This window comes from Dactylosporangium sp. CA-233914, assembly GCF_050942935.1.
Classification (GTDB): Bacteria; Actinomycetota; Actinomycetes; order Mycobacteriales; family Micromonosporaceae; genus Dactylosporangium.
This window is the reverse complement of sequence record NZ_CP192030.1, coordinates 1,386,138-1,411,368: the sequence shown is the minus strand read 5'-3', so window position 1 is coordinate 1,411,368 and position 25,231 is coordinate 1,386,138. Positions and strand designations below refer to the sequence as shown.

General features: G+C 72.1%; 23 protein-coding genes and 2 tRNA genes. 7 read left to right on the top strand and 18 right to left on the bottom strand.

Features of this window, described 5'->3' with window-relative positions; all coding sequences use genetic code 11:
* Window positions 1-18: 18 nt before the first annotated feature.
* The 3 genes from ACQPY0_RS06495 to sigJ are packed head-to-tail and all read right to left on the bottom strand — an operon-like array spanning window position 19 to window position 3,190.
* A complete protein-coding gene (locus ACQPY0_RS06495) occupies window positions 19-1,065 on the bottom strand; it encodes an NADPH:quinone reductase (RefSeq protein WP_432985910.1) in 1,047 nt (348 codons plus the stop codon).
* Window positions 1,066-1,103: 38 nt separating this feature from the next.
* Entirely contained in the window at window positions 1,104-2,270 is a 1,167-nt protein-coding gene (locus ACQPY0_RS06490) for an FAD-dependent oxidoreductase (RefSeq protein ID WP_432985908.1), read from the bottom strand.
* The gene (gene sigJ, locus ACQPY0_RS06485) at window positions 2,267-3,190 is read right to left on the bottom strand and encodes an RNA polymerase sigma factor SigJ (RefSeq protein WP_432985906.1); all 924 of its coding nucleotides are present in this window, start codon (window positions 3,188-3,190) and stop codon (window positions 2,267-2,269) included. The genes ACQPY0_RS06490 and sigJ overlap by 4 nt, the downstream gene beginning before the upstream one ends.
* 149 nt (window positions 3,191-3,339) lie before the next feature.
* Between sigJ and ACQPY0_RS06480 the strand changes: the two genes are divergently transcribed.
* A complete protein-coding gene (locus tag ACQPY0_RS06480; RefSeq protein WP_432985904.1) occupies window positions 3,340-4,095 on the top strand; it encodes an alpha/beta fold hydrolase in 756 nt (251 codons plus the stop codon).
* Here ACQPY0_RS06480 and ACQPY0_RS06475 read toward each other — a convergent pair.
* The 5 genes from ACQPY0_RS06475 to ACQPY0_RS06455 all read right to left on the bottom strand — a co-directional run bounded on the left by ACQPY0_RS06475 (window position 4,086) and on the right by ACQPY0_RS06455 (window position 8,988).
* Window positions 4,086-5,447 (bottom strand): aldehyde dehydrogenase (NADP(+)), encoded by a 1,362-nt coding sequence (locus ACQPY0_RS06475; RefSeq protein WP_432985902.1) that lies wholly within the window; start codon window positions 5,445-5,447, stop codon window positions 4,086-4,088. The genes ACQPY0_RS06480 and ACQPY0_RS06475 overlap by 10 nt on opposite strands.
* Window positions 5,444-6,013 carry a DAK2 domain-containing protein gene (locus ACQPY0_RS06470; protein ID WP_432985900.1) on the bottom strand — a complete coding sequence of 190 codons (570 nt, stop codon included), beginning with the start codon at window positions 6,011-6,013 and terminating at the stop codon, window positions 5,444-5,446. The genes ACQPY0_RS06475 and ACQPY0_RS06470 overlap by 4 nt, the downstream gene beginning before the upstream one ends.
* Window positions 6,010-7,002 carry a dihydroxyacetone kinase subunit DhaK gene (locus ACQPY0_RS06465; RefSeq protein ID WP_432985898.1) on the bottom strand — a complete coding sequence of 331 codons (993 nt, stop codon included), beginning with the start codon at window positions 7,000-7,002 and terminating at the stop codon, window positions 6,010-6,012. Before ACQPY0_RS06465 ends, ACQPY0_RS06470 begins: the two co-directional genes overlap by 4 nt.
* A gap of 19 nt (window positions 7,003-7,021) precedes the next feature.
* Window positions 7,022-8,023 carry a LacI family DNA-binding transcriptional regulator gene (locus ACQPY0_RS06460; protein ID WP_432985896.1) on the bottom strand — a complete coding sequence of 334 codons (1,002 nt, stop codon included), beginning with the start codon at window positions 8,021-8,023 and terminating at the stop codon, window positions 7,022-7,024.
* 62 nt (window positions 8,024-8,085) lie between these two features.
* The gene (locus ACQPY0_RS06455) at window positions 8,086-8,988 is read right to left on the bottom strand and encodes a dihydrodipicolinate synthase family protein (RefSeq protein WP_432985894.1); all 903 of its coding nucleotides are present in this window, start codon (window positions 8,986-8,988) and stop codon (window positions 8,086-8,088) included.
* A 238-nt stretch (window positions 8,989-9,226) separates the two neighbouring features.
* Here ACQPY0_RS06455 and ACQPY0_RS06450 point away from each other — a divergent pair, with 238 nt between their 5' ends.
* The 4 genes from ACQPY0_RS06450 to ACQPY0_RS06435 are packed head-to-tail and all read left to right on the top strand — an operon-like array spanning window position 9,227 to window position 13,680.
* Window positions 9,227-10,594, top strand: coding sequence for an ABC transporter substrate-binding protein (locus ACQPY0_RS06450; protein WP_432985892.1), 1,368 nt, complete (start codon window positions 9,227-9,229; stop codon window positions 10,592-10,594).
* 11 nt (window positions 10,595-10,605) lie between these two features.
* On the top strand, window positions 10,606-11,520 hold the full coding sequence (locus ACQPY0_RS06445; protein WP_432985890.1) for a carbohydrate ABC transporter permease: 915 nt from the start codon (window positions 10,606-10,608) through the stop codon (window positions 11,518-11,520).
* A complete protein-coding gene (locus ACQPY0_RS06440; protein ID WP_432985888.1) occupies window positions 11,405-12,355 on the top strand; it encodes a carbohydrate ABC transporter permease in 951 nt (316 codons plus the stop codon). Before ACQPY0_RS06445 ends, ACQPY0_RS06440 begins: the two co-directional genes overlap by 116 nt.
* A 5-nt stretch (window positions 12,356-12,360) precedes the next feature.
* The gene (locus ACQPY0_RS06435; RefSeq protein ID WP_432985886.1) at window positions 12,361-13,680 is read left to right on the top strand and encodes an FAD-dependent oxidoreductase; all 1,320 of its coding nucleotides are present in this window, start codon (window positions 12,361-12,363) and stop codon (window positions 13,678-13,680) included.
* A gap of 48 nt (window positions 13,681-13,728) precedes the next feature.
* On the opposite strand, the gene ACQPY0_RS06430 is transcribed toward ACQPY0_RS06435, so the two are convergent.
* On the bottom strand, window positions 13,729-14,781 hold the full coding sequence (locus ACQPY0_RS06430) for a Gfo/Idh/MocA family oxidoreductase (RefSeq protein ID WP_432985884.1): 1,053 nt from the start codon (window positions 14,779-14,781) through the stop codon (window positions 13,729-13,731).
* Between the two features lie 300 nt (window positions 14,782-15,081).
* Here ACQPY0_RS06430 and ACQPY0_RS06425 point away from each other — a divergent pair, with 300 nt between their 5' ends.
* Window positions 15,082-16,611: a hypothetical protein gene (locus tag ACQPY0_RS06425; protein ID WP_432985882.1), complete on the top strand. Its 1,530-nt coding sequence runs from the start codon at window positions 15,082-15,084 to the stop codon at window positions 16,609-16,611.
* Window positions 16,612-16,846: 235 nt separating this feature from the next.
* Window positions 16,847-18,016 (top strand): cellulose binding domain-containing protein, encoded by a 1,170-nt coding sequence (locus tag ACQPY0_RS06420; RefSeq protein ID WP_432985880.1) that lies wholly within the window; start codon window positions 16,847-16,849, stop codon window positions 18,014-18,016.
* A gap of 333 nt (window positions 18,017-18,349) precedes the next feature.
* On the opposite strand, the gene ACQPY0_RS06415 is transcribed toward ACQPY0_RS06420, so the two are convergent.
* The 9 genes from ACQPY0_RS06415 to ACQPY0_RS06375 form a co-directional block, all read right to left on the bottom strand.
* A tRNA-Met gene (locus ACQPY0_RS06415) sits at window positions 18,350-18,426 on the bottom strand.
* A gap of 442 nt (window positions 18,427-18,868) precedes the next feature.
* On the bottom strand, window positions 18,869-19,426 hold the full coding sequence (locus tag ACQPY0_RS06410; RefSeq protein ID WP_432985878.1) for a Uma2 family endonuclease: 558 nt from the start codon (window positions 19,424-19,426) through the stop codon (window positions 18,869-18,871).
* A 170-nt stretch (window positions 19,427-19,596) separates the two neighbouring features.
* Window positions 19,597-19,764 carry a hypothetical protein gene (locus ACQPY0_RS06405; protein WP_432985876.1) on the bottom strand — a complete coding sequence of 56 codons (168 nt, stop codon included), beginning with the start codon at window positions 19,762-19,764 and terminating at the stop codon, window positions 19,597-19,599.
* Window positions 19,765-19,766: 2 nt separating this feature from the next.
* Window positions 19,767-19,892, bottom strand: coding sequence for a hypothetical protein (locus ACQPY0_RS06400; protein WP_432985874.1), 126 nt, complete (start codon window positions 19,890-19,892; stop codon window positions 19,767-19,769).
* 182 nt (window positions 19,893-20,074) lie between these two features.
* The gene (locus tag ACQPY0_RS06395; protein ID WP_432985872.1) at window positions 20,075-20,398 is read right to left on the bottom strand and encodes a hypothetical protein; all 324 of its coding nucleotides are present in this window, start codon (window positions 20,396-20,398) and stop codon (window positions 20,075-20,077) included.
* Window positions 20,399-20,578: 180 nt separating this feature from the next.
* Complete coding sequence (locus ACQPY0_RS06390; protein ID WP_432985871.1) at window positions 20,579-20,947, bottom strand: helix-turn-helix domain-containing protein; 369 nt, start codon at window positions 20,945-20,947, stop codon at window positions 20,579-20,581.
* 141 nt (window positions 20,948-21,088) lie between these two features.
* Window positions 21,089-21,649: a Uma2 family endonuclease gene (locus ACQPY0_RS06385; RefSeq protein WP_432985869.1), complete on the bottom strand. Its 561-nt coding sequence runs from the start codon at window positions 21,647-21,649 to the stop codon at window positions 21,089-21,091.
* Window positions 21,650-22,011: 362 nt separating this feature from the next.
* Window positions 22,012-22,085 (bottom strand) — tRNA-Met (locus tag ACQPY0_RS06380).
* A gap of 122 nt (window positions 22,086-22,207) precedes the next feature.
* Entirely contained in the window at window positions 22,208-25,207 is a 3,000-nt protein-coding gene (locus tag ACQPY0_RS06375) for a UPF0182 family membrane protein (protein ID WP_432985867.1), read from the bottom strand.
* Window positions 25,208-25,231 lie beyond the last annotated feature (24 nt).

Here is a 25,231-nt window from a genome sequence, read left to right as displayed (position 1 = left end):
CGCGACGGGAAAACCCCGCTACTCGTCGCAGACGCGGATCAGAACCTTGCCCACGGCACCCGACTCGACCGCCGCGTGGGCCGCGGCCGTCTCCGCCAGGGCGAACTCGTGCAGCGGCACGCCGGCCGCCGCGCCGAAGCGCAGAGCGCCCGCGGCCAGGGCCGCGTTCACCGCCGCCGCCCCCTCGGCCAGGGCCGCGCGCGGGACGGTGTAGAGCAGGATGAACTGGTATCGCGCGTTGAGCACCATGTGCCGGCGCACGTCCATCGTGAGCGGGCCGCCCGAGCTGTCGTTGGCGTACACCGCGATGGTCCCGCCCGGCCGCAGCACCGCCAGGTTGAGCTCCGCGTTGTGCGCCGCCGCCACCTCGACCACCACGTCGACGCCGTCGGGCAGGGCGGCGCGGATCTGGTCGGCGGCGTCGGCGTCGCGGTAGTTCACCACGTGCGGGGCGCCGGCGCGGCGGGCCAGCTCGGCCTTCTCCGGGCTGCTGACGGTGGCCACGACCGAGGCGCCGGCCCACACCGCGAGCTGGATCGCCGCGTTGCCGACCGCGCCGGCTCCCCCCGCGACCAGGACGTTCACGCCGGCCAGCGCGCCGGGGGCGAGGCGCGCCGGCGCGCCCTCGTGGACGGTGAGCGCGCGGTGGGCGGTCATGGCGGGCACACCGACGCTCGCGCCGGCCTCGAAGGAGGCCTCGGCGGGCAGTGGCACGGCCCGATCCGCCGGCACCACCGTGAACTGCTGCGCCGTCCCGCTGCCCGGGCGCTGGTACGCGGCCATGACCAGCCACACCCGGTCACCGGCGGCCAGCCCGGTCACGCCCGCGCCGACGGCGTCGACCACGCCCGCGCCGTCCTGGTTGGGCACCTGGCCGTCGCCGGGCACGGGCGCCATGGCGGTGGCGCCGGTGCGGGTCTTCCAGTCGGTCGGGTTGACCCCGGACACCACGACCCGGACGCGGACCTCGCCCGGGCCCGGCTCGACGATCTCCCGCTCGGTCTCGCGCAGCACGGAGGCCGCACCGAACTCGCAGTACACGATCGCCCGGTTGCTCTTCGTCATGCGCCAACCCTACGAGGCCGGGCCCCCGACCGGCATCATCAGCCGCGTAGGGTCGACGCCCGCCGGAGCGCGGCCTGCGCGAGCCGCACCGCGGTGCGGGCCGAGTTCAGCGACACCTCGCCGAGCAGGCCCGGCGCCGCCACGCTGTCGCCGGCCAGGAAGACGCCGTCGCCGCGGTCGATCGGCGGGCGGTCGCGCCAGGTCGCGCCGGGCGGGTCGACGGCGCCGGTGCGCTGGTTGGCGAACGCGTCACGGCGCCAGACGACCCGGTCGCGCCACCCCGGCACGGTGGCGTCGGCGAGGGACTCGAGGCGGGCGGCGGCGGCCCGGATCGGCTCGTCGGCGCCGGCCAGCAGCTCCAGCTGGAACAGGGCGTGGCCGGGCGGGGCGAGGGAGGGGTCGGGCAGGGAGTACCGCTCCACGAACCCGCCCTCGTCGAGGTCCGAGACCACGAACGGGTCGCGCCGGTCCGCGCGCAGGCCGAGGTCGAGCAGCGCGGCCCGCCCGCTCGGCCAGGTCAGCGCGGCGCCGCCGAGCAGCGTGCGGGCGGCGTCCAGGGCGGTGGCGACGATGACGGGGCCGGGCGGCAGGGCATCGACGCGCTCGCCGGTGACGATCCGGGCGCCGAGGCCGCGGGCGTGGGCCGCCATCCGCTCGACCATCGCCGACCAGCCGCCGTGGACGTAGCGGACCGCGGGCCACGCCGGCCTGGCCGCCCGCAGCGCCCGCTCCCAGACGAAGGCGGCCGAGAGGCGGCCGGGGTCGGCGGTGTACGTGATGACGCCGACCAGCCCCTCGATCGCCCGCGCCGCGACCGGGCCGAAGCGGCGCTCGGCCCACGGGCCGAACGGCTCGCCGGCCGGGGCGGCCACCCGCCGGTGCGCGAGCGCCCGCAGCAGCGCGAGCGGCGGTGTGGCCCGGACGCGCCCGCCGTGGCGGAACCGGAACCGGGCGAGCTCTCCCGGGGCCGGCCGGCTGCAGGGCTGGACCAGGCCGCGGGCGGCGAGCCAGCGGAAGGGCTCGCCGTCGCTGTAGAGCACGTGGGTGCCGTCGTTGGCGACGTAGGGCGCCGGCGTCGAGCGCGCCCGGCCGCCCAGCGTGCGGTGGGCCTCGTACAGCGTGACGTCCAGGCCCTGCTCGGCGGCGGCGATGGCGGCGGTGAGGCCGGCCAGGCCGCCGCCGACGATGGTGATGGATTGCCTCATGCCGAACCAGACGCGCGCCCCGCCCCCGATCGTGACAAGGAGGCCAGCTTCTGCGGGTTGGCGACGAGGAACACGGTGCCGATCCGCTCCCCGGCCGGCTCGATCGCCACGACCAGGATGATCCGCTCGCCGACCCGCATGACGATGGCCGGCGCCCCGTTGACCTCCTCGACGCTCGCGTCGAACTCGGCCGGCCCGGCCAGCCCGATCGACTCCAGGTAGCGCTGCGCCCCCTGCGAGTTGGAGATCGCGGCGAAGAACCGCCCGACCCGGTCGGCGCCCTCGATGACCCGCAGCGGCGCCTTGGCCCGCCCGCCGCCGTCGCCGACCAGGCGCACGTCGGCCGCGAACAGCTCGATGAGCGCGCCGAGCTCGCCGCCGAAGCACGCGGCCAGGAACCGCTCGGTGAGCCGGCGGCGGTGGGCCCGGTCGGCGCGGTACCGCGGCCGCCCCTCCCGCACGTGGTCCCGCGCCCGCCGGGCCAGCTGCCGGGTCGCCGCCTCGCTGCGCCCGATCACCTCCCCGACCTCGGCGTGCGAGAGCCCGAAGGCCTCGTGCAGCACGAACGCGGCCCGCTCCAGCGGCGAGAGCGTCTCCAGCACCACCAGGAGCGCCAGTTCCACCGACTCGGCGAGCTCCACCCGCTCCTCGGCCACCGGCTCGGTGCTGATCAGCTCGGGCAACCAGGGGCCCGGGTAGCTCTCCCGCCGCGCCCGCAGCCGCCGCAGCCGGTCGATCGCGAGCCGGCTCGTCACCGTGACCAGGAACCCCTCGACGTTGCCGACCTGGTCGCGATCCACGGTGGACCAGCGCAGCCAGGCCTCCTGGACCACGTCCTCGGCGTCGGACCACGTGCCGAGGATGCGGTACGCGACGTCGAGCATCCGGCGGCGGTGCGGCGAGAAGTCATCGGTGGCCATGCGAGACAAGACGCTCCTCGGAGCCGGTTCGTGACATTCGTGCGCCGGCGAGCCGGTCGTGGGCGATTTTACCGTTCTGGGCGCTGCGGGACCGGCCTCATCCGCCCGGGCGAGGACTGCCCGGCGCGGCAGCTGCCACCGTTGGCCCTATGAGCGCGGTCCTGACCCTCGCACTGATCGCCCTGCTGGCGCCCGCCCCGGCCGGCGCGGCGAAGCCGACGGTCGTGCTCGTGCACGGCGCGTGGGCCGGCACCTCCAGCTGGAGCGGCGAGGTCGAGCGCCTGCAGCGGGCCGGCTACCCCGTGCGGGCCTACGCCAACCCGCTGCAGGGCCTGACCGGCGACGCGGCCGGGCTGAGCCGGTTCCTGGGCACGATCAAGGGCCCGGTGGTGCTGGCCGGGCACTCGTACGGCGGGGCCGTCATCACCAACGCCGCCGCGGACGCTCCGAACGTGAAGCAGCTGGTCTACGTCGACGCGGCCGCGCCGGCGGTCGGCGAGACGACCGGCCGGCTCAGCGGCGCGGGCTCGGCCCTGGGCGGGGACCCCGCGACGCTGTACGACACCGTCGGCTCCGACCTGTACCTCAAGGAGCCGGTCTTCCTCGACGCCTTCGGCCCCGACCTGCCGAAGGCGTCCGCGCGGGTGCTGTGGGCCGGCCAGCGCCCGGCCGCCATGGCCGCGTTCACCACCCCGTCCCGGGCGGCAGCCTGGCAGCGGATTCCGTCGTGGTACGTCATCGGCTCCGCCGACCGCATCATCACCCCCGAGTCGCAGGCGGCGATGGCGAAGCGGGCGCACGCCAAGGTCCGGACGGTCCCGGGTGGGTCGCACCTGACGCTGGTGTCCCACCCGGGGCCGGTCACGGAGCAGATCCTGGCGGCCGCCCGGGCGGCTCAGGGCTGAAGCTCGGCCGGGAAGTCCTGATACGCGACCGGGCGCAGGAAGCGCTCGATCGCCATCGTGCCGACCGACGTGCTGCGCCCGTCCGACGTGGCCGGGAACGGGCCGCCGTGCACCTGGGCCGCGTTGACCTCGACGCCCGTCGGCCAGCCGTTCCAGATGATCCGGCCGGCCTTGCGCTCCAGGGCCGGCAGCAGCCGGCGGGCCAGGGCGAGGTCGGCGGGCTCGCCCTGCAGGGTCGCGGTCAGCTGGCCCGAAAGGGACTCCACGACGGCGGCCAGCTCGTCGGCGTCGGCGCAGGTGACCAGCAGGGACGCGGCACCGAAGACCTCCTCGCGCAGGTCCGGGGTCGCGGCGAACTCGGCGGCCGTGGCGGCGAAGACCGCCGGGCGGCAGCCCTGCGCCGTGCCGGCGACGATACGGTCCGCGCGGCCGGCGACGCCCTGCTGGTACGCCTCGGCGATCGCGGGGGTCAGCATCGTCGCGGACGGGGATTGCGCGAGGGCGCCGGCGAGCGCGGCCCGGAACTCGGACAGGCCCGGCCCGTCGATCGCCAGCAGCAGGCCCGGGTTGGTGCAGAACTGCCCGGCGCCGGCGGTGAGGGAGCCGACGAAGGCGGCGGCGAGGCCGCCGGGGTCGGCCGCCAGGCGGGCCGGGAGCAGCAGGACCGGGTTGATGCTGGACATCTCGGCGTACACCGGGATCGGCACCTCCCGCGCCTGCGCGACGGCCATGAGCGCCAGGCCGCCGGAGCGGGAGCCGGTGAAGCCGACGGCGGCGATGTGCGCATCGGCGACGAGCCGCGCGCCGAACTCGTTGCCGGGGCCGTGGACCAGCGCGAAGACGCCATCGGGCAGCCCGGTCGCGGCGGCCGCCTCGGCGACGCAGCGGCCGGCCAGCGCGCCGGTGCGCGGGTGGGCGGGGTGGCCCTTGACCACGACCGGGCACCCGGCGGCCAGCGCGGCCGCGGTGTCGCCGCCGGCGACGGAGAACGCCAGCGGGAAGTTCGACGCGCCGAAAACCGCGACCGGGCCGAGCGGGATCCGGCGGGAGCGCAGGTCCGGGCGGACGCCCGGGGTGCCGGGCACGTGGCGCGGGTCGTCCCACTCCGGCGTCTGCAGCAGGTCGGCGAACATCCGCAGCTGGTTCGCGGTCCGGGCCAGCTCGGTGCGGCCGCGCGCCTCGGGCAGCGCGGTCTCGGCCCGCACCAGCTCGACGAGCTCGTCGCCGTTGGCCTCCAGCCGGTCCGCGATCCCGCGCAGGAACTCGGCGCGCCGCTTGGCGGGCAGCGCACGGTACTCGTCGAACGCCGCCCCGGCCCGGGCGCACGCGGCGGCCGGCTCGACCGTGCTCATGCGTTCAACCCTTCCTGCTCGGCGAGGGCGGCGAAGAACAGCGCCATGCCCGTCGCGCCCGCGTCGGGGGTGCCGATCGCGCGCTCGCCGACGTAGCTGGCGCGGCCGGCCCGGGCCCGAAGCTGCGACGTGGACAGTGCGGCCCGGGCGGCCGCCTCGGCGGTACCGGCGAGGTCGCCGGGGTGCGCGACGAGGAAGTCGCGGGCCGGGATGAGACAGTCGAGCATCGTGCGGTCGCCGAGCTTCGCCTCGCCGACGCGCTGGACGGCCTCGATCCCCTTGGTCAGGCCCTCGACGAGGGTCGGCGCGGCCGCCATCTCCTGCAGGAGCAGGCCGATGAGCGGGCCGCTGGTGCCGCCGACCTCGTCGAGGAAACACGTGGCGGCGACCGCCAGCTCGGCCCGGGCCGTCGCGTCCGCGGGCACCCGCTGGACGACGAGGCGCAGGGCGCCGCGCAGGTTGTCGCCGAAGTCGCCGTCGCCGGCCGCCTGGTCCAGGGCGGTCAGCTCGGCGTGGTCGCGCTCGGCCAGGCGCAGGTAGGTCTCCATCAGCATCGTGGTGCTCACTTCCGAAGCGTCGCGGTCCAGACCGGCGCGTCCCAGAGGGCCTGCCAGTCGTCCTGGAGCATGGTCACGGTCAGGGAGAAGCCCTTCATGTCCAGCGCCGGGGTCCAGGTGCCGACCAGGCTGCCGCCGAGGCTCACCCCGCGCTCGGCGAGGGCATCGGCGGCGAGGTCGAAGACGTTGTGCAGCTCGATCGCGGTCGTCGCGCCGAGCCCGTTGACCAGCAGCAGCGCCCGGTCCCCGGCCGGCGTCCTGGTCAGCACGTCGTCGAGCATCCGGCCGACGAGCTGCGGTAGCGGCGGGCGCGGGACGCTGCGGGCCGCGCGCTCGCCGTGGATGCCGACGCCGTACTCCACCTCCCCGTCCGCCAGCTCGAACGCGAGCCGGCCCGTGGCGGGCGAGGTGTGCGCCTGCGAGGCGACGGCGAGGCTGCGGGAGCGCTCGGCCACCCGCGCGCCCAGCTCGGCCAGCTCGCTCAGGCCCAGCCCGGCGTCGGCGGCCGCGCCGAGCAGCTTCTCGACGAGGATCGTGGCGCCGGTGCCGCGCCGCCCGGTCGCCGTGTCGGCGGAGTCCGTGGCGATGTCGTCGTCGACGAGGACCCGCTCGACGCGGATGCCGTCGTGGCGCAGCCGCTCGGCCGCGATGCCGAAGTTGATCCGGTCGCCGGTGTAGTTCTTGACGATGTGCAGGACGCCCTCGGGGCCGGCGACGGCCCGGCTGGCCTGGTAGACCTGCCGGTTGTGCGGCGAGGCGAAGACCTTGCCGGGCACCGCGGCGTCGAGCATGCCGCGGCCGACGAGCCCGGCGTGCATCGGCTCGTGGCCGGAGCCGCCGCCGGAGACGAGGCCGGCCCGGCGGCCGGGGTCCGGCGCGACGGCCCGGACGAAGACGGGGTCGGTGTGCAGGGCGACGACGTCGGCGTTGGCGCGCGCGAAGCCGCCCAGCGCCCGATCGACGTAGTCGCTCGCGGACGCGAGGAACGGTTCGGCCATAGGAGGAACTCAGCTCGATTCAGATGGACGGTGGGCCCAGCGACTCACGGGTGATCAGCGTCGCGGGCAGGACGACGTCGGCGACCTCGGCCTCACCGGCGATGCGGCGCAGCAGCAGCTCGGCGGCGGCGCGACCCATCTCGTAGGCGGGCTGGGCGATCGCCGTGATCGGCGGCTCGACGAGCGGGAACAGGCTCATGTCGTCGAAGGCGAGCAGGCTCAGGTCGGTCGGGATCTTCAGTCCGGCCGCGCGGATCGCCTTGAGCGCGCCGACGGTGACGAGGTTGTTGAAGCAGAACACGGCGGTCGGCGGCTCGGGCATGGCCAGCAGCTCGGCCATGGCGCGATAGCCGCCCTCCTCGCCGAGGTGGCCGTGGCTGATGTACTCCTCACGCACGGGCAGGCCCACGTCGCGATACGCCAGCCGGAAGCCCGACAGCCGCTGGCAGGCGGTGTCGAAGTCGCGCGGGCCGGAGATCATCGCGACCTTGCGGTGGCCGAGCCGGAAGAACTCCCCGACCGCGTCCCGGGTGACCCTGCGGTTGTCGGTGCGTACCAGCGGGGCGTGCAGCCCGCGCGGGCGCCGGTCGACGAGCACCAGCGGCCCGCGCTGCCCGGTGAGGGCCGCCCGGAAGCTCTCGTCGGTGCCCAGCGTCGTGGCGGCGAGCCCGGCGAGGGTGCCGTCGTGCAGCGAGGTCACCATCTGCCGTTCCCGTTCCGGGTTCAGGTGGGAGCCCGCGATGACGAGCTGGTAGCGCGCCTCGGCGGCCCGGTCGGCCATGCCCTGCGCGACGGAGGCGTAGAACGGGTTGACGATGTCCGGCACGAACAGGCCGAGCACGCTGCTGCGGCCCTGGGACAGGGCGCGGGCGGCGGCGCTGGGCACGTAGTCGAGCCGGGCCGCGGCGGCCAAGACCTTCGCCTTGGTCTCCGCGGTCACCGACGCCTCGTCGCGCAGGGCGCGCGTCACGGTTGCGGTCGACACCCCGGCCAGTCTGGCCACGTCACGAATGCCTGCCACAGTGAGCTCCTCGGGGGGTATAGCAGGTCACGCGGCACCGCGTGGATGCCGGGCGACACCTATCAAACCGGAAGGACGCCCGCCTCCACCAGCGCGGCCTGGATCGTCGCCCGCTCCGCGTCGCTGACGGGGGTGAGCGGGTGGGCGCCGAGCCCGCCGTCGCGGCCCTGCAGGGCGAGGGCGGCCTTGATGCGGACCGTCATGTTCGGCCCGTCGATGGCGCGCCACACCGGCAGCAGCTTGTTGTGGATGTCCAGCGCGGTCTTGTGGTCGCCGGCCTGCACCGCGTTCCACTGCGCGACGCACAGGTCGGGCACGACGGTGAGGGTCGCGCTGACCGCGCCCTGGGCGCCGAGGAGGTAGGCCGGGTACAGCAGGTCGTCCACGGCGGTGAGCACCGCGCCCTCGGTCGGGGCGGCCTTGAGCAGGTCGGCCAGCTGGTGGATGTTGCCGCCGGACTGCTTGACGCCGACGACCAGCTCGATCTCCTGGATGCACCGGTAGACGGTGGTGGCCGGGATCAGCGCGTACGGGATGACGTTGTAGATGATGACCGGCACCCCGGTGGCCTCGGTGATGCGCCGGTAGTACTCGATCGTCGTGGCCTCGTCGGGCTGGAACAGGTAGTGCACCGGGGTCACCTGCAGCGCGTCGACGCCGGTCTCGGCGATCGCCTTGCCGTAGCGGATGACCTCGGCGGTCGAGTCGCGGATGATGCCGGCGATGACCGGGATCGCCCCGGCGACCTCCTCGACGGCGACCTTCGCGACCGTCACGGACTGCTCCAGCGAGAGCATCTGCCCGTCACCGGTCGAACCGGTGACGCAGATGCCCTGCACGCCGGCCGCGAGGTGGAGCCGGACCTCGGCCCGCAGCGCCTCGACGTCGATGTTCTCGTCGGCGTCGAACGGGGTCACGAGCGGCGGGATGACGCCCTTGAAGGTGCTCTTCGTAGCCAGGGTCATGTGATTGCAGCCTTTCCGAGCCTCAGCGGTTCATGTAACCGGTTACAGCTGACCGCCAATATCGCCGATCGCCGCCCTCCTGTCAACGGCTTGTTTCAGGCGACTGACCTGGAATGTTTCGACTCCCCCACTTGACACCGGCCGGGCCTGGCGTCACGGTGTAACCGTTAACACGGGGTTGCAAACTGATATCCCGGCCGTCCCACACCGCACCGTCGGCAAACAGCGAGGAAATCCCATGCTTCGACACCCTCCGAGAGGCAGGCACGCCCTGACGGCCGCGGCCGTCGCCGGCGCTCTCGTCCTGACCTCGGCCTGTTCACCACCGTCCGCCAAGGGCCCCGGCGGCAGTGCCGCCGACAACGGTGGCCCGATCAAGCTGACGTTCTGGACCAACCTCACCGTCAAGGCGCAGGCGGACGTCATCAAGCAGCAGGCGGAGCAGTGCGTCGCCAAGCAGACCGACGTCAGCGTCGCCTTCGAGGCCGTCCCCTTCGACAGCATGTACCCGAAGATGGTCACGGCCTTCCGGGCCGGCAACGGACCCGACATCATGAACACCATCGAGGGCGGGGTGGCCGCGGCGCAGGCCGGCGACTACATCGTCCCGGTCGACGACGTGATCGACCAGCACGGGCGCGCCGACTTCGTCGGCTCGTTCCTGCACGCGGTGGGCAAGGACGGCAAGACCTGGGCGGTGCCCGACTGGGCGCTGCACCAGGAGGTGTACTACCGCAAGGACCTCTTCGCCGCCAAGAACATCAAGGTGCCGACCAGCTGGGGCGAGCTGCTCACTGCCGCGAAGCAGCTCGACGACCCGGCCGGTGGCGTGCGCGGGTTCTCGGTGCCGATGGCCTCCGCGCTCGTCGCGCCGCAGACGTACTACCAGTTCCTCTACGCCAACGGCGTGCACACCTTCGACCCGCAGACCGGCGCCTACGCGCTGGACAGGGACAAGGCCAAGGCCGTCGCGGCGACCCAGTTCATGCTCGAGCTCTACAAGGCCGCCTCGCAGCCGGAGTCGCGCACGTGGACCTGGACCGACTTCCGCACCGCGTTCGTGCAGGGCAAGAGCGCGATGACGCTGGACTTCGGCGCGGTCGTGGGCATGGCCAACGAGCAGAACCCCGCGATGCTGGACAAGATCGGCGTCTTCCAGCTGCCCGGCCCGACGGCGGACGTCAAGCCGCAGGGCTCGCTCGGCGGTGGATACTTCTACATGATCGGCAAGAGCAACGACCGCCGGCAGCAGGCCGCCAAGTCCCTCGTCACCTGCATGATGCAGGCGGACCTGCAGGCGGCCCGCGTCAACACCCGCCCGGTCTTCGCGCTGCCGGCGACCAACAGCGCCGCGGCCTCGACCGTCTACACCGGCAACCCCACGGTGCAGAAGTTCTCCGAGCAGGTGCAGACGATCCGCGACAAGTCGCTGCCCCAGTGGTACCGCTACGGCATGGAGGCCGGGCTCAACCCGCTGGCCGGCCAGATCGAGGCGACCACGTTCGTCGGTGACAACCTCCAGGCCGCGGCGGCCGGCAACCAGACCGCCGAGCAGGCCTTCGACAAGATCAATGCCGAGATGAAGCGTCTCGCCAAAGTGAGCTGACAGGCGGACTCATGGCCTCCACACCCGCGATCCTCACGCGCGGGCTGACCGGACGGCAGCAGCGGGCAGGCATCGCCTTCGCCCTGCCCGCTGCGCTGCTGTTCGCGACGATCCTCGCGTATCCCATCTTCGAAAGCTTCCGCACCTCGCTGTTCTCGATCGACCTGCTCACCGGCGACGCCGAGTTCGTCGGCCTGGGCAACTTCAGCGCCGTATTGTCGGACCGGACGCTGTGGTCGACGATCGGGCACACGCTCGCGTGGACGGTGCTGTCGCTGGCCGGCCAGCTCGGGCTGGGCCTGGCCGCCGCGCTGCTCATCGACGCCGACTGGCCCGGGATGCGCTGGATCCGCCAGCTCCTGCTCATCCCCTACGTCGTGCCGGTCATCGCCAGCGCCCTGGTCTGGCAGTGGATGCTCGACGGGCACTACGGCATCATCAGCACCAGCCTGCAGTCCTGGGGCGCACTCCAGCCCGGGGCCAACCCGCTCGGGCAGGAGTCGACCTCGCTGGCGATGGTCGTGCTCGTCAACATCTGGCGCGGCTTCCCGTTCGCGATGCTCGTGTTCTGGGCGCGCATGCAGAGCATCGACAAGGCGCAGTACGAGGCGGCCCGGGTCGACGGCGCCGGTCCGTGGCGCGAGTTCGTCCACGTGACGCTGCCCAACCTGCGCTCCGCGGCGCTGTCCCTGCTGGCGCTGCGCGGCATCTGGACCCTCATGTACTTCGAGCTGGTGTGGCTGCTGACCCGCGGCGGCCCGGCCGGGTCCAGCGAAGTGTTGTCGACGTACATCTACAAGGTGGTCATGGGTGAGTTCCGTGTCGGTTACGCAGCAGCGATCGCATCCCTCGCCGGGCTCTTCCTCGGCCTCGCCGGGCTCGTCGGCTGGATCATCTACCGGCTCCGCGTCCGGCGCACGGCCTGAGCGGCGGCGCTCGAAGGCGGCCGCGGCCGGGATCGCCGGCCGGGTCGTCGCGCTCGCCCTCATCGTCTTCTTCGCCGTCGGCCCGATCCTGTGGATGGTCGTGAGCTCGGTACGCCCGGCCGACCAGCTCTTCGTCAGCGACCCGTCGGTCGTGCCGACGGCGGTCACGGGGGCCTGGTACGAGGAGGTGTTCGGCTCCGGCGCGCTGCGCTGGTTCGCCAACAGCTTCGTGGTCGCGATCGTGACGACCCTCGTCTCGCTCGCGCTGGGCACGGCCGCCGGCTACGCGGTCACCCGCTTCACCTTCCCGGGCCGCCGGGTGTTGCTGGCGTGCCTGGGCATCTCGTACCTCTTCCCGGCGATCCTGCTGCTCGTCCCGCTCTACCTCGTGCTCGCCTCGCTCGGCCTCGCCGGATCCCTGGCCGGCATCATCATCGCGCACCTGACGATCACGCTGCCGCTGACGACCTGGCTCATGAAGAGCTTCGTGGAGGCCGTACCGCGGGAGCTCGAGGAGGCGGCCTGGGTCGACGGCCAGGGGTACCTGGGCGCCTTCCTGCGCGTCACGCTGCCGCTGCTGCGCACGGGCCTGGCCACGACGGCCATGTTCGCCTTCATCCTGTCCTGGGACGAGTTCCTGCTCGCCAGCGTCATCGCCCAGGGCGACAACGTCACCGCGCCGGTCGGCATGGCCGGCCTCGTGACCTCCTTCGACATCCGCTGGGGCGCGATCATGGCGCTCAGCACCCTCGTGACCATCCCGGTCGTGCTCCTCTTCTTCGTGCTGCAGCGGTACTACGAAAAGGGCCTGACCGCCGGCAGCGTGAAAGGCTGATCGCGTTGAGCACCACCGTCCTCACCCCGCAGGTCCTGGTGATCGGGGCCGGCTCGGCCGGCGTGGCCGCGGCGGTCGCGGCCGCCGAGTCGGGCGCCGACACGCTGCTCGTCGAGGCGACCGGCCACGTCGGCGGCACGCTCGCGTGGCAGCTGCTGGAGCACAGCGCCGGCTTCCACGACGCCGCCGGCAACCAGGTCACCGGCGGCGTCGGGCAGCGGATCATCGCGCTGCTGCAGCGCTACGGCGGCAGCCCCGGCCACATCCCGGACGACGTCGCCTACACCGCCACCCGCACCCCGGTCAACCACGCCGAGCTCGCGATGGCCGAGGCCGTGCTCCTGCACGAGGCCGGTGTCACGCTCATGCTCAACACGGCGGTCACCGGCGTGTCCACAGTGGACTCCCGGGTGACCGGGGTGCGGGTGGAGACCGCGGGCCAGGGCGGCACCCTCATCAGACCCGCGCTCGTCGTGGACTGCTCCGGCGACGCGGTCGTCTTCGCCCTGGCCGGCGCGGCCGTGCAGACCGACCACCCGGACCGCACCCAGCCGGTCTCGCTGCTGCTGCGCCTCGGCGGCGTCGACTTCGGCCCGCTGCTGGACTACGCCCGCGCGAACCCCGACGACTTCCGGGCCGGCAGCCGCATCGGGCGGCCGGACGAGGACCACGTGAACCTGTGGGGCTTCGGCGCGCTGCTGGCCGCCGGCCACGCCGAGGGGCGCCTGTCGTGGCGCCGCACCGAACTGCACCTGGCCGGCTGGCCGACCCGCGGCGAGGCGGTGCTGAACGTGACCCGCACGGTCTCGGGCTACCTGATCCTCGCCAACCAGGTGCTGGAGACGGTCGCCTGGTTCCGCCGCTACGTTCCCGGGGGCGCCCACGCGTACCTGTCGGCCGTCGGCGACCGTGTCGGCGTCCGCGAGTCCCGCCGCGTCCTCGGCCTGCGCACGCTCACCCAGGACGACGTGCTGAGCGCCCGCCGCGACGAGACGTCGATCGGCATGGGGGCGTTCCCGATCGACGTCCACGACCCCGACGCACCGGGCCTGTCGCACACCGACGGGCTGCCCGCCGCCTACGACATCCCGTACGGCACCCTGGTCGCCCACGACCTGACCAACCTGCTCGCCGGCGGCCGCTGCATCTCCACCACCCACGAGGCGAACGGCTCCGCCCGCATCACCGCGACCTGCTTCACCACCGGCGAGGCGGCGGGCACGGCGGCGGCCCTGGCCGCGGTCGGCGGCTTCGACGCCCACGCCGTAGACGTCGGCAAGCTCCAGGCGGCCCTGCGCTCGCGGGGTGTCATCGGCGCCCGGTAGCCCGGCCCGGCACGGCCCTTCGCGGACGTACCGGGCCGCCACGGCTGCTCAGAGCCTGACGACTTCACCGCGCTCGGCGGAACGGCGGGCCGCCTCCAGCACGCGCAGCGCGGCGATCGACCCGGAGACCTCGACCGGCGAGGGCCCGCCGTCGCGCAGCGCGGCCGCGAGGCCGGCGTAGAAGCTCTGATACGCCCCCGGCTCGGTCGGCACGGTCCGGTCCTGCCCGTCGTAACCGGTCAGCACCCCGTGGGCGGCCGGGTCCTCCGCACCCCAGCCGGGCTCGGTGGGCAGCCGCCCGGCCCGCAGCGCGTCCTCCTGGACGTCGAGCCCGTACTTCGTGTACGCCCCGCGATCGCCCAGCACCCGCAGCCGCGGCCCGGCGGACGCGGCGAGCGCGCTCATCCACAGGTGCGAGCGGGCGTCCCCGGCGTGGCGCAGCGCGACGAACGTGTCGTCGTCGACGGTCAGGCCGGCGCGGCGGGTGTGCACCTCGGCGTAGACCTCGGTCGCCGGGCCCAGCAGCTGCAGCGCCTGATCGACGAGGTGGCTGCCGAGGTCGTACAGCAGCCCGCCGGCCTCGGCCGGGTCCCCGCTCTCCCGCCAGCCGCCCTTGGGCACCGGCCGCCACCGGTCGAACCGCGACTCGAACCGCAGCACCCGCCCCAGCTCCCCGCCCTCGACGAGCTTGCGGGCAGTGAGGAAGTCCCCGTCCCAGCGCCGGTTCTGGTACACGGTGAGCAGCAGCCCCCGCTCGGCGGCGAGCGCGGCCAGCTCCTCCCCCTCCGCGGCGGTGGCCGTCAGCGGCTTGTCGACGACGACGGACAGCCCGGCCTCCAGCGCGGCCCGCGCGAGCGGCGCGTGCGTCCGGTTGGGCGAGGCCACGACGACGGCGTCGAGCCCCGCGCTCCAGAGCTCCTCGGCCCGCTCGACGATACGGGCGCCGGGGTACCGTTGCGCGGCGGCGGCCTGGCGCTCGGGGCTGGCGGTGACGACGGCGTCGAGCCGGAGCCCGGGCGTGGTGCTGATCAGCGGCGCATGGAACGCGGACCCGGCCAGCCCGTAACCGAGAAGCCCGACGCGCAGGGTGGTGTCGCTCATGGCGCCAGTCTCCAGCACCAGACTCCGTCGATACGAAGCCCCTCGCCCGCCACCGCCAGGCTCGCGGCAGGTGCCCATGGTCGAGCACGTCACCACGGTCGCGGGAACCGATCTGCACTCGTACGGCGCCCGAACTGCCCGCCACCTGGTGAGCAGGTACAGCGGGACGCGGCTGCCCAACCCGTGCAGGTCGGCGCCGAGCACACCGTAGGCGAACCCGTCCGTACCATTGACCCGCTGGTCCAGAACCGACGTCACCCTCCTGACACCGTCCCCGACCGTGTGAGCGGAGCACATCAGATGGCGCAGACAGCCGTCCAGGCGCGGGTCGTGATCCTGACCGCGCTCGATGTCGAGTACGAGGCGGTCCGGGCCCACCTGACGGGCCTCGCCGAGGTGTCCCACCCGGCCGGCACCCTCTTCGAGGTCGGCGACCTGCGCGACTCCGACTGCCGCGTCGCCATCGGGCTCACCGGCGCGGGGAACACCAACGCGGCCGTGGTCGCCGAGCGCTCCATCGCCACGTTCCGGCCGCGGGCGCTGTTCTTCGTCGGCATCGCCGGCGCGCTGCACGGCGACCTCGAGCTGGGCGACGTCATCTTCGGCGAGAAGGTGTACGCCTACCACGGCGGCCGCGCCGACGACCAAGGCTTCCACGCGGCGCCGGACGCCTGGTACCCGCCCCATGATCTGCAGCAGATCGCGCACCAGTTCGCCCGGACGGGCTCCTGGCAGGCCCGGCTGCCCGACGGGGAGGCCCGGCGTCTGATCCTTCGCTCGATCGCCGCCGGCGAGGTCGTGCTCAACTCCGCGGCACACCCGCTGCGCGATCAGATCAACCGGCATTACGCCGACGCGGCGGCCATCGAGATGGAGAGCGCGGGCGCCGCCCGGGCGGGCCAGCTGAACGGGGCGCTGCCGACGCTGGCCATCCGCGGGATCAGCGACCGCGCCGACGGGCGCAAGTACGACACGGACGGCCGCGGCCATCAGGCCCATGCCATGGTGGGCGCCGCCGCCCTGGCCGCCGCGCTCGCCGATCGCGTGCCGGCCGGGCCGCCCGCCGCCGAGCCGGCCGGGCCGGCGAGCGTGCAGCACATCACCGCGTACGGCGGGCTGGCGGCCGGAGTGCAGCACGGCGACATCTACTTCTACGGCGCCCCGCCGGCGGCGGGTCCGGACGGCGTGGGGTGGAAGGTGTTGCCGCGACCCGCCGGCGTCGTCTGGCGGACCGATCGGTTCGCCCGGCCGGGCGCGTCCGAGCGCAGCGCCCTCGAACTGCATCTCGTCGCGGTGGAGGAGACCGGACGGATTCCCGTGCGGCGGCTGACCGAGCTGCCCGCCGAGCTCGCCGCCGGCGGTCGCCGGTCAGGCCTGTTCACCGCGGGTCAGGCGCTCACCGTAGCCGCCGACGACCGGGCGGCCTGGGCTTTCACCGGCGAGTATCAGCACGGGCCGGCCGGTCTGGCTGTCGCCCGCGACGGTCAGCGGTCGGCGTGGCGGCCGCTGCCGTCCGACGCGCTCGGCGCGGTGCTCGACGAGGACGATGTGCTCCAGCGACTGACCGGGATGCTGGAGTCCCTGACGTCGCTGGACCTTCCCGCCACGGGCAGATACGCACCGGCGCTGGGCATCGAGCCCGCCGCGATGGTCGCCCAGGGCCGGGTCGGCGACATGCCCCGGCGCCAGGCCTCGCTGGGCTTCTCCCAACCGGCGTCGGTGCGGGTCCCCGCCGAGGAGTCGGTGTCCGCCGAGGACCTGCGGCGGCACGCACACGACGTCGCCGCGGAGCTCACCGCCCGGCTGCTGGCCGCCTTCCGCCGCCGCTGAGCCCTGAGGGCCTCCGTCGCCGCCAGCGCGCCCGGGCCGGGCGGCGACCCCACCCGCGGCCGCGATGTGCGCGCCGACGCCCGCCACGGGCCGGCTTCTCCTTGTTGCGGGGCCCGCCGGGGACCATCGGGCCCGGGTCCGGGGTAGCATCGACGCAGCGCGATGCCGTGGGAGCCCGGCCGGCGCGGATGCGTCGGCAGACCGCACCCGTCTGTCTCCATGAGGAGTCTCCCCCGTGCTTCGCAGATCGTTCCTTCCTGCCCTGATCGCCGCGCTCCTGGCCGCGGCCGCCTTCGTCCTCGTGCAACCCGCCGGGCCCGCCGGGTCGGCGGCGGCGGCGCCCGTGCGCATCATGCCGCTCGGCGACTCCATCACCGCCGGCCCGGGCTGCTGGCGCGCCAAGCTCTGGCACCGCCTGCAGACCAGCGGCTACACGAACATCGACTTCGTCGGCGGCGTCTCCGACGGCGGCGGCTGCAACCCCGGCTACACCTACGACTTCGACCACGAGGGCCACGGCGGCTACTCCGCGACCGGCATCGCCGACAACAACCAGCTGCCGCCGTGGCTGGCCGCGGCCCACCCCGACGTCATCCTCATGCACCTGGGCACGAACGACATGTGGGGCGGGTACATCCCCCTCGCCACCAAGCTGGCGGCGTTCACGAAGCTGGTCGGGCAGATGCGCGCCGACAACCCGGCGATCAAAATCGTCGTGGCGCAGATCATCCCGATGAGCCAGGCCGCCTGTGCCACCTGCCCGGCCGACGTGATCGCGCTGAACAACGCCATCCCGGGCTGGGCGGCCGGCCTCACCACGGCCCAGTCGCCGATCACCGTCGCGGACCTGTGGACAGGCTTCGACGCGGTCGCCGACACCGGCGACGGGGTACACCCGAACGACGCCGGCTTCCAGAAGATGGCCGACGCCTGGTACCCGGCACTCACCCAGGCCCTGAGCGGGGTGACCCCGTCGGCGTCCGCGTCCCCGTCCCGCTCCGTGTCACCGTCGGCGTCCGCCTCGCCGTCCCGCTCCACGTCACCGTCGGCGTCCACGTCCCCGTCCCGCTCGGCGTCGCCGTCCGCGTCGTCCGGCGGATCGCGGTGTGCCGCGACCTATCGGATCATCTCCCAGTGGGGCGGCGCGTTCCAGGGCGAGGTGGCGGTGACGAACACGTCGACCACCGCATCGTCGGCCTGGACGACGACCTTCACCTTCGCCAACGGCCAGCAGGTGAGCCAGGCATGGAACACCACGCTGACCCAGTCGTCGGCAACGGTGACGGCGCGCAACGTGACGTACAACGGCACCCTGGCGCCCGGGTCCTCCGCCTCGTTCGGCTTCCTGGCCTCGTGGAACAACGTCACCAACGCGGCCCCCACCGTGACCTGCACGCTTTCCTGACCCGACCGCGGGCCGCTTTCCTCACGGGAGGCGGCCCCATCTCGTACAGCGGGGCGTCGCGTGGAAACCTGATCGATCCCCGGTGTGCTGCACGCGCTGCGGCTGCTGCTGAACCGGGCCCGCAGCCAGCGCGGCTGGGTCGTCGTCGGCTGCTGCCCCAGGCGCGGGCCGAGGTCGAGGTGAACAAGTAGCCCCAGCCGGTCCATGCTCGCAGGTCAACTCGCCGACGTCCGTGACGCCCCGCACCGCCTGCTGGCACAACCTCTGCCCGGGCCAGACCCGGAAGGAAATCAAAAACGCGGTCCCTCCCGAAGGAAGAACCGCGCCTTTCAGTGGTAGCGGGGACAGGATTTGAACCTGCGGCCTCTGGGTTATGAGCCCAGCGAGCTACCGAGCTGCTCCACCCCGCGTCGCTGTACTTAGCTTAGCTCGTCCCCACCCTTGCGCCCAAATGGGTTACCCGATCGCTCACAGCCCAACGAGTTCTCGTCTTCCCCGGAGTATCGGCCAGATCGCCAGTTCCGGATGCAGCGAACCGCCCAAACGCCGAGCATGGCCGCCGGAAGCAGAAAGCCGACCCAGGTCCACGACGCCCGCTGACGACCTCCGCACTCATCCCACGACGTTACTTCCCCACCGCGAACACCCCAAGCCGCGAGGCACGCAGGGACCGCAACCACCGCGGTTTGGGGCGTGGGTGGAGCGAAGCCCCCACCACCAGGAGCGAGCGAAGATGTCGCTCACAGTCTCTGAGAACGATCTATGAGCTGCGGTAGCAGCTTCGCATCGTCTCACCCGTCGCGATCTGTCCGCCGATGTGTCGAGGCGTCTGGGCTACTCAGTTCGGTGCGGTCAGCCGCCGATGTGGTCGGCCGGTGCGGTCTGCAGCAGCCAGGCCAATGGCATCTTGGCCGTCACCTCGTAGGTTCCGTCCGAGCCGAGCCGGTGCAGCGTCACCGTCTGCGCAGCGTCCCGCGCCACCGTCCAGTACTGCGCAATGCCGGCCGCCGCGTACTCCGGCACCTTGGCGCCCTGGTCGATGGCCTCCGAGCCCCGCGACACGATCTCGATGACGAGAAGGAGGTCGGTGACGGCCAGCCACACTGCCCGCGGTTGAGGTCGCGACCATATGGTGAGGTCCGGGATGCGTCCGCCGTCCCCGTCGGGACCGGGAATGCGGACGCCCGCGACCTGCATGATCTGCTCAAGGGGCCAGCCCACCGCGATCAGCCACGCCATCAGGCGGGTAGCAATGACGGCATGCTCGCTGTCCGGAGGCGGCACGACGGAGAGAACACCCTCGGGACTGGTCTCGTACCGACGGCCGTGCGTGTCTGCGGAGATCATGGCGGCCAGGTCGTCGAGCGTGATGATGGCCGGCATGTGCCTGCCAACAGCCTCCGCGCTCATGCGGCGACATTACCTCCCCAAGGATGGCCCATGGATTGCGAAGCGGCTGCGTCCACGGTAGTGGTGTCCGAATCGCCCGCGCCGGCCGCCGAGCGCGGCGACACTTGCTGCCTCGCCCCGGCCCGACCGTCCCTGGCCGCGGCGCGTGTAGGGCACGCCTCAGTGGCGCATCATGCTTGCGCCGAGCGTGGCGCGATCCCCCGCCCGTCCCCTTCCACTGCGCCGGCGGCCGAACCGTCGGGGTCGTCCGCATCCACCGGCTCGTCGTCGCCGTCGATCGGGATGCCGGCGACGAACTTGACGTCGGGCTCCGAGACCGGATTGATCCAGCACCGCATGGTCAGCAGCGGGGCACGTCGGCACCGAACGCCTCCTCGGCCTGCGCGAAGTCGGGGTTGGCAATGCCGAGGGGTAGCCCTGGCCGGGTCTGGACAGTCGTGGCGCCGTCGGCGAGATAGTGCCCCATGACTTCCCGAACGCTTCTCGGCGAAGAGGCGGACGATGTCACCGCAGTGCGCGTAGTACAACAGCTTCGCGGGACCCGAGGGTCTCACTCGCGGCCCGTGCGGTGCGAGCGGATTACCCGGCGCAATGTTCCCGTAGCCACCGGCTTACGACGGCGGCCGTACGATGACGGCGAGCGTCAGCTCATAGTGGAGCATCGAGACGCTGGAGTCGTTCGCCATTACCCGCGCCAGCTCCGCCTGGAATGAGTACGGCTGCGGCGGACCCCACAGCGCGCAGGCGCCGCTGCTCGAATTTGTCGTAGACGTCGTCAGACGGCTCGCCGATCGTTCCGTCGTGGTCCGCGGGCGTCTCGTACAGGCTCTCCTGCATCGCGATGGGCGCGAGGTGGGCCTCCGGTCCGCTCTGTGCCGAGCCATCGAGCCAGCCGCTGCCGTGGACCGGCCCGTCGGGGAACGGCCGCGTGACCAGCTCTTCGGCCAGGTCCGCGAGGGCGTTGCCGTTCATCGCCGGATGGTATCGGCCCGGCTGTACCCGATGACGCGGCGGCATCGCCGCCGACGCCGACCTCAGCTGCGTCCCACTTGTCGCACCGGTGTCCGCCGGAGCTGCGGCGACAACCTCGCAGCGTCTCACCCGTCCCGGTCTGTCCCGCCCAGTGCCGGACCGTCCGGGCTACACATCTGGCTACAGATCCTGGCCGCGACACGTCCCGCGAGCGGGCTCAGGCGACGTTGAGCTGAACGTTGCCGATGCGAGCGACGATGTCAAGGTGCCACCGAGGCCAGCCACATAGGCACGCAAGGACTCCAAACTGGTGGCCGTACCGTTCTCGATCTGACTGATGCGAGCCTGCGAAAGACCAGCGGCCTCAGCCAGTTGCGCCTGGGTCAAACCAAGCTGCTTCCGGATGTCGGCCAACTGGGCGCCACTGACAGACGCCAGCATCTCCTGACGCATCGCAGCGCGGCGCGCCACCCGTTCCGCGCCGTCCCACGTCGGATCGACCGCACGAGCCTTGGCCTTCACATCCCGCCACTTCGATGGCTCAGTCATGGCTGCTCTTCCTTCAGACGCGTCAGGTGCTCTTCAAATCGGCCATCGGCCAACGGGATTTGAACCTGCGACCTCTGGGTTATGAGCAGTCAGCGCGACGTCTCACCCATCCTATGGCGTTCGGCGAGCGGCCCTGCTCGCTCAGCGGAGCTTCTGGGCGAGATCGCTGTTGAGCACCCACGCGAGCGGCTGCGGCGACGGCGCGGCCTGGGCGTAGCCATCGGAGGCCAACTCCCACATCGTCACGGTGTTCGCGTTGTCCCGATCAACGGTCCAGTACCGGGGTATACCGGCCTTCGCGTACTCGTCTTTCTTGATGATGTGGTCGATCGCCTCAGACCCACGAGACACGATCTCCACAGCCAGGATAAGCCCCTCGAGAGGCGCCCACACCAAATCCACCGCAGGCGCCGTCGACCACACCGTCAGATCCGGCACCCGACCACCTACGCCGTCCTGCACAGCCGTCCGCAGCCCGCAATTTTGCAACACCTGATCAGCCGCCCAACCGGCCGCCAGGAACCAAGCGAGGAGCTTCGAAGCGATGATCGTGTGCGCAACCCCAGCGGGCGGCATGACCGACAAAACTCCCTCAGGACTCATCTCGTAGCGATGACCATGCCCATCAGCCGCCGCCATCTCCGCCAGGTCGTCAAGCGTGAGCGTCGCAGGCATATGCGCACCAAACGATTCAGCGCTCATCACACCCACCTCTCCCAGCGCCCAAGTCGTGTCGATCAGTCCAGAGTCTACCGGGCCATGCGCAGCGTCACCGACTGCTGCCGGTCACGGCCTGCAGGCCCTTGGCACCGCGGAGGTGGCAGGGAGGGCCGTCAAGGCCCGACCGGTGTCTGGCGGGAGCGACGGTCCGGGGTTGCACGAACCCGAGCAAAAATGTTCAGGCAGCACCCGCAGGTGAACCACCCAGCGCAAGCCACGCGGGTTTGAGGGGGTGTGGGTGGAGCGAAGCTCCCCCACCAAAATGAGCGAGCGAAGCGAGCGGGCAAGGCTACAACCCAAACGGCAAGGGGCCCCTGCCACGAAGCAGGGGCCCCTTAGGGTTGTAGCGGGGACAGGATTTGAACCTGCGACCTCTGGGTTATGAGCCCAGCGAGCTACCGAGCTGCTCCACCCCGCGTCGGCTTGTTCACATTAGCGCACGATCGTCCCGGGTTCCAAATCGTCGCCGGGTGATCGTGTCGGGGGTCACCCGGGCCGGGATTCTCGCGAAATTCCGGCCCGGGCAACGCCTGGCGAAGATCAGCCCGAGGACGGCTGGACCGACGGCGACGGTGAGGCGCCGGCCGAGGTGGAGGTGCTCGGCGACGCGCCCGGGGACGGGGGCGCGCTGGCCGCCTTGGTCGCCGCCTCGTACCTCGCGATCGCGTCCTGCAGGGCCTTGAGCGCGCGCCCGTACGCCTCGAAGTCGCCGGACTGCTGGGCGGCCTTGAGGTCGGCGATCGCCTTGTTCATGGCGGCTATCGCCTCCTGCGCCTGCGGCGTGCCCTGGTTGGCGCCCTGGTTGCCGGTGTTCGGGTCGGTGTTGCCGCCGTTGTCGGTCTGGGGCACCGGCGCCTGGCCGGTGACCTGTTTGACGAGCTCTGCCAGGCCCGAGGCGAGATCGTCGGCGTAGGCCATGTACTTCGGACCGTAGGCGACGAGCACCTTCTGCAGGCGCGGGAACGCGGTCTCGTTCTTGGCCTTCAGATAGATGGGCTCGACGTACAGCATCCCGTTGGCGACCGGCAGCGACAGCAGGTTGCCGTAGAACACGTCCGAGTTCTGCGAGCTGAACTGGGTCAGCTCGCGTCTGGCGTCGGCGATCGAGGTCATGCTGCTGTGGGTCTGGTTCGGGCCCTGGATCGCGGTGTTGGCCGGCAGCTCGAGCACCTCGAAGCGGGGCTGGCCGTTGAGGTACGACGCCGACATCAGCGCCGCCAGGTTGCCGCGTTTACGCGGGACCATCGCCGCGGTGAGCTGGAAGCGGGCCGACTCCTGGCCGGGCAGCTGGGCGACGAGGTAGTACGGCGGCTGGTCGGCCGTCGCGTTCGCCGGGTCCTTCGGGACCTCCCAGAAGTCCTGGCCGGAGAAGAAGCCCTCGGGCGTGGTCACGTGGAACCGGCTGAGCAGGTCACGCTGGACCTTGAACTGGTCCTCCGGGTAGCGCAGGTGGTCCATCAGGCTCTGCGAGATCGCCGAGCGCGGCTGAATCAGCTTGCCGCCGAAGGCCTTGTTCCAGGTCTTGAGTACCGGGTCGCTCTCGTCGAACGCGTAGAGCTTGACCTCGCCGGTGTACGCGTCGACGGTCGCCTTGACCGAGTTGCGCAGGTAGTTGACGTCCTGGCGGGGCTCCGGGAACACCCGGCCGCCGGTCGAGGAGTCCTGGATCGCGGTGTTCCAGTCGATCTTCTGCGCGTAGGGGTAGGTCGCCGACGTGGTGTACCCGTCGATGATCCACTGGATCTTGCCGTCCACGACCGCCGGATACGGGTCGCTGTCCAGAGTCAGGAACGGCGCGATGTTGCGGACCCGCGTCTCCGGGTCGCGCACGTAGAGCACCTTCGAGTGGTCGTTGAGCACGCCCGAGAGCAGGAAGTTGGTCTCGCGGAAGTAGGCGGCGTAGAGCAGCCGGCGCCAGAAGTTGTTCACATCGACGCCGCCGCTGCCGTCGTACGTCGAGTACTGGTCCTCGTTGCCGGAGCCGCCGGTCGGCCGGTCGAACTCGGCGTTGCGGTCGGACGCCTTGGACTTGCCCACGATCGCGTAGACGTCGCCCATCTGCTCGCCGTAGTAGATCTGCGGGTGCGTGACCGGGATCTGGTCCTGGTCGGCGGCGCACTTCTCGCTGGCCTGGTCGTCGGGCTTGGTGCTCTCGCTCAGGAAGCCCGAGACGTAGAACGGCTGGCCGCTGCAGACCACCTGGGCGGCGGGGGCGGCCACAAAGCCGTAGCCGTGCGTGTACACACTGTGCCGGTTCTGCCAGTTGTTCTGCTGCAGCTGGTCGTAGCGGATCTCGCGGACGCCGACGATGTAGTCCTGCGTGCGGTCCCGGCCGGTGGAGGGGTCCTTGATCGTGTACCGGTCGATGTCCAGCTTCGGGTTGAACTCGTAGAAGCCGCGGACCTGCTGTTGCTGGGTGTACGTGTCGCCGACGACCGCGGGGTCGAGCAGCCGGATGTTGTTGACGGTCGGGTCGCTGCCGTTGGTGAGCGAGCCCGGCGGGTTGGTGTTGTCCGCCGCGTACGGCACCACCTGCACGTCCTTGAGCCCGTACGCGTCGCGCGTGGCGTCGATCGCGTACTTGAAGTACGGCGACTCCTTCTGCAGCTGGCTCGGCTTGACGGTGAAGGACTGCACGGCGGCGGGGTAGATGCCCCCGACCGCCACGGCCGACAGCGCCAGCAGGCCCAGCGCGAGGCCCGGCCACACCAGGTTACGCATGAACGCGTTGGAGAACACGAGGATCGCGATCGCCACGACGATCGAGATCCAGGCCAGGATCTCCTTGGCCGGCAGCAGTGCGTTGATGTTGGTGTAGCCGGCGCCGTAGAGGTCCTGGGTCGGGAACTTGTCCAGCAGCAGCCCGCGCCGGTCGAGGAAGTACGCGGCCGCCTTGAGCAGCACGAACACCGCTACGAGGGCGGTGAGATGGGCCCGGGCCGCGGCCGTCATCCGCTCGCCGGCGCCCTGCAGGCGCACCCCGCCGAAGAGGTAGTGCAGCGCGAGCGCGCCGAGCAGCGCGAAGACCACGGCGGTGAACGCGACGCCGAGCAGGTAGCGCCAGAACGGGTACTCGAACACGTAGAACGACAGGTCGACGTGGAACTGCGGGTCGGTCCGGCCGAACGGGGTGCTGTTGCTGAACAGCATCCAGTCCTGCCAGTGCCCCTGGGCCGAGAGCCCGGAGAACAGGCCGATCAGGCCGGCCACCAGGATGATCCAGCCCGCCATATGGGGCAGGAGGAACAGCCTGTACCGGTCCAGGGCATGCTGCTCCGCGGAGTGCGGGCGCAGCAGCGGGCGGGTGCGGTACGCCAGATAGAGGTTGCCGGCGATGACGAGCCCCACCGCCGCACCGAAGATCAGGAACATCCAGATCCGGGTCATGAGCACCCCGGTGAACACCTGGGGATACTTGACCTCGGAGAACCACAGGTAGTCGGCCCACGCCCCGACCACCCGGTCGAACAACGTGAACAGCAGGAAGACGACCACCAGGACGGCGATCGTGACCCGGCCACGCCGGCTCACCCTGGTCATCGGATTACGCATTACCACGGTCGG

Bases quoted from the DNA above. Each gene is read 5' to 3' on its own strand.
- ACQPY0_RS06495 (WP_432985910.1), bottom strand. From the start codon at position 1,065: ATGACGAAGAGCAACCGGGCGATCGTGTACTGCGAGTTCGGTGCGGCC.
- ACQPY0_RS06490 (WP_432985908.1), bottom strand. From the start codon at position 2,270: ATGAGGCAATCCATCACCATCGTCGGCGGCGGCCTGGCCGGCCTCACC.
- sigJ (WP_432985906.1), bottom strand. From the start codon at position 3,190: ATGGCCACCGATGACTTCTCGCCGCACCGCCGCCGGATGCTCGACGTC.
- ACQPY0_RS06480 (WP_432985904.1), top strand. From the start codon at position 3,340: ATGAGCGCGGTCCTGACCCTCGCACTGATCGCCCTGCTGGCGCCCGCC.
- ACQPY0_RS06475 (WP_432985902.1), bottom strand. From the start codon at position 5,447: ATGAGCACGGTCGAGCCGGCCGCCGCGTGCGCCCGGGCCGGGGCGGCG.
- ACQPY0_RS06465 (WP_432985898.1), bottom strand. From the start codon at position 7,002: ATGGCCGAACCGTTCCTCGCGTCCGCGAGCGACTACGTCGATCGGGCG.
- ACQPY0_RS06455 (WP_432985894.1), bottom strand. From the start codon at position 8,988: ATGACCCTGGCTACGAAGAGCACCTTCAAGGGCGTCATCCCGCCGCTC.
- ACQPY0_RS06450 (WP_432985892.1), top strand. From the start codon at position 9,227: ATGCTTCGACACCCTCCGAGAGGCAGGCACGCCCTGACGGCCGCGGCC.
- ACQPY0_RS06445 (WP_432985890.1), top strand. From the start codon at position 10,606: ATGGCCTCCACACCCGCGATCCTCACGCGCGGGCTGACCGGACGGCAG.
- ACQPY0_RS06430 (WP_432985884.1), bottom strand. From the start codon at position 14,781: ATGAGCGACACCACCCTGCGCGTCGGGCTTCTCGGTTACGGGCTGGCC.
- ACQPY0_RS06425 (WP_432985882.1), top strand. From the start codon at position 15,082: ATGGCGCAGACAGCCGTCCAGGCGCGGGTCGTGATCCTGACCGCGCTC.
- ACQPY0_RS06410 (WP_432985878.1), bottom strand. From the start codon at position 19,426: ATGAGCGCGGAGGCTGTTGGCAGGCACATGCCGGCCATCATCACGCTC.
- ACQPY0_RS06405 (WP_432985876.1), bottom strand. From the start codon at position 19,764: ATGCGGTGCTGGATCAATCCGGTCTCGGAGCCCGACGTCAAGTTCGTC.
- ACQPY0_RS06400 (WP_432985874.1), bottom strand. From the start codon at position 19,892: ATGGGGCACTATCTCGCCGACGGCGCCACGACTGTCCAGACCCGGCCA.
- ACQPY0_RS06395 (WP_432985872.1), bottom strand. From the start codon at position 20,398: ATGAACGGCAACGCCCTCGCGGACCTGGCCGAAGAGCTGGTCACGCGG.
- ACQPY0_RS06390 (WP_432985871.1), bottom strand. From the start codon at position 20,947: ATGACTGAGCCATCGAAGTGGCGGGATGTGAAGGCCAAGGCTCGTGCG.
- ACQPY0_RS06385 (WP_432985869.1), bottom strand. From the start codon at position 21,649: ATGAGCGCTGAATCGTTTGGTGCGCATATGCCTGCGACGCTCACGCTT.
- ACQPY0_RS06375 (WP_432985867.1), bottom strand. From the start codon at position 25,207: ATGACCAGGGTGAGCCGGCGTGGCCGGGTCACGATCGCCGTCCTGGTG.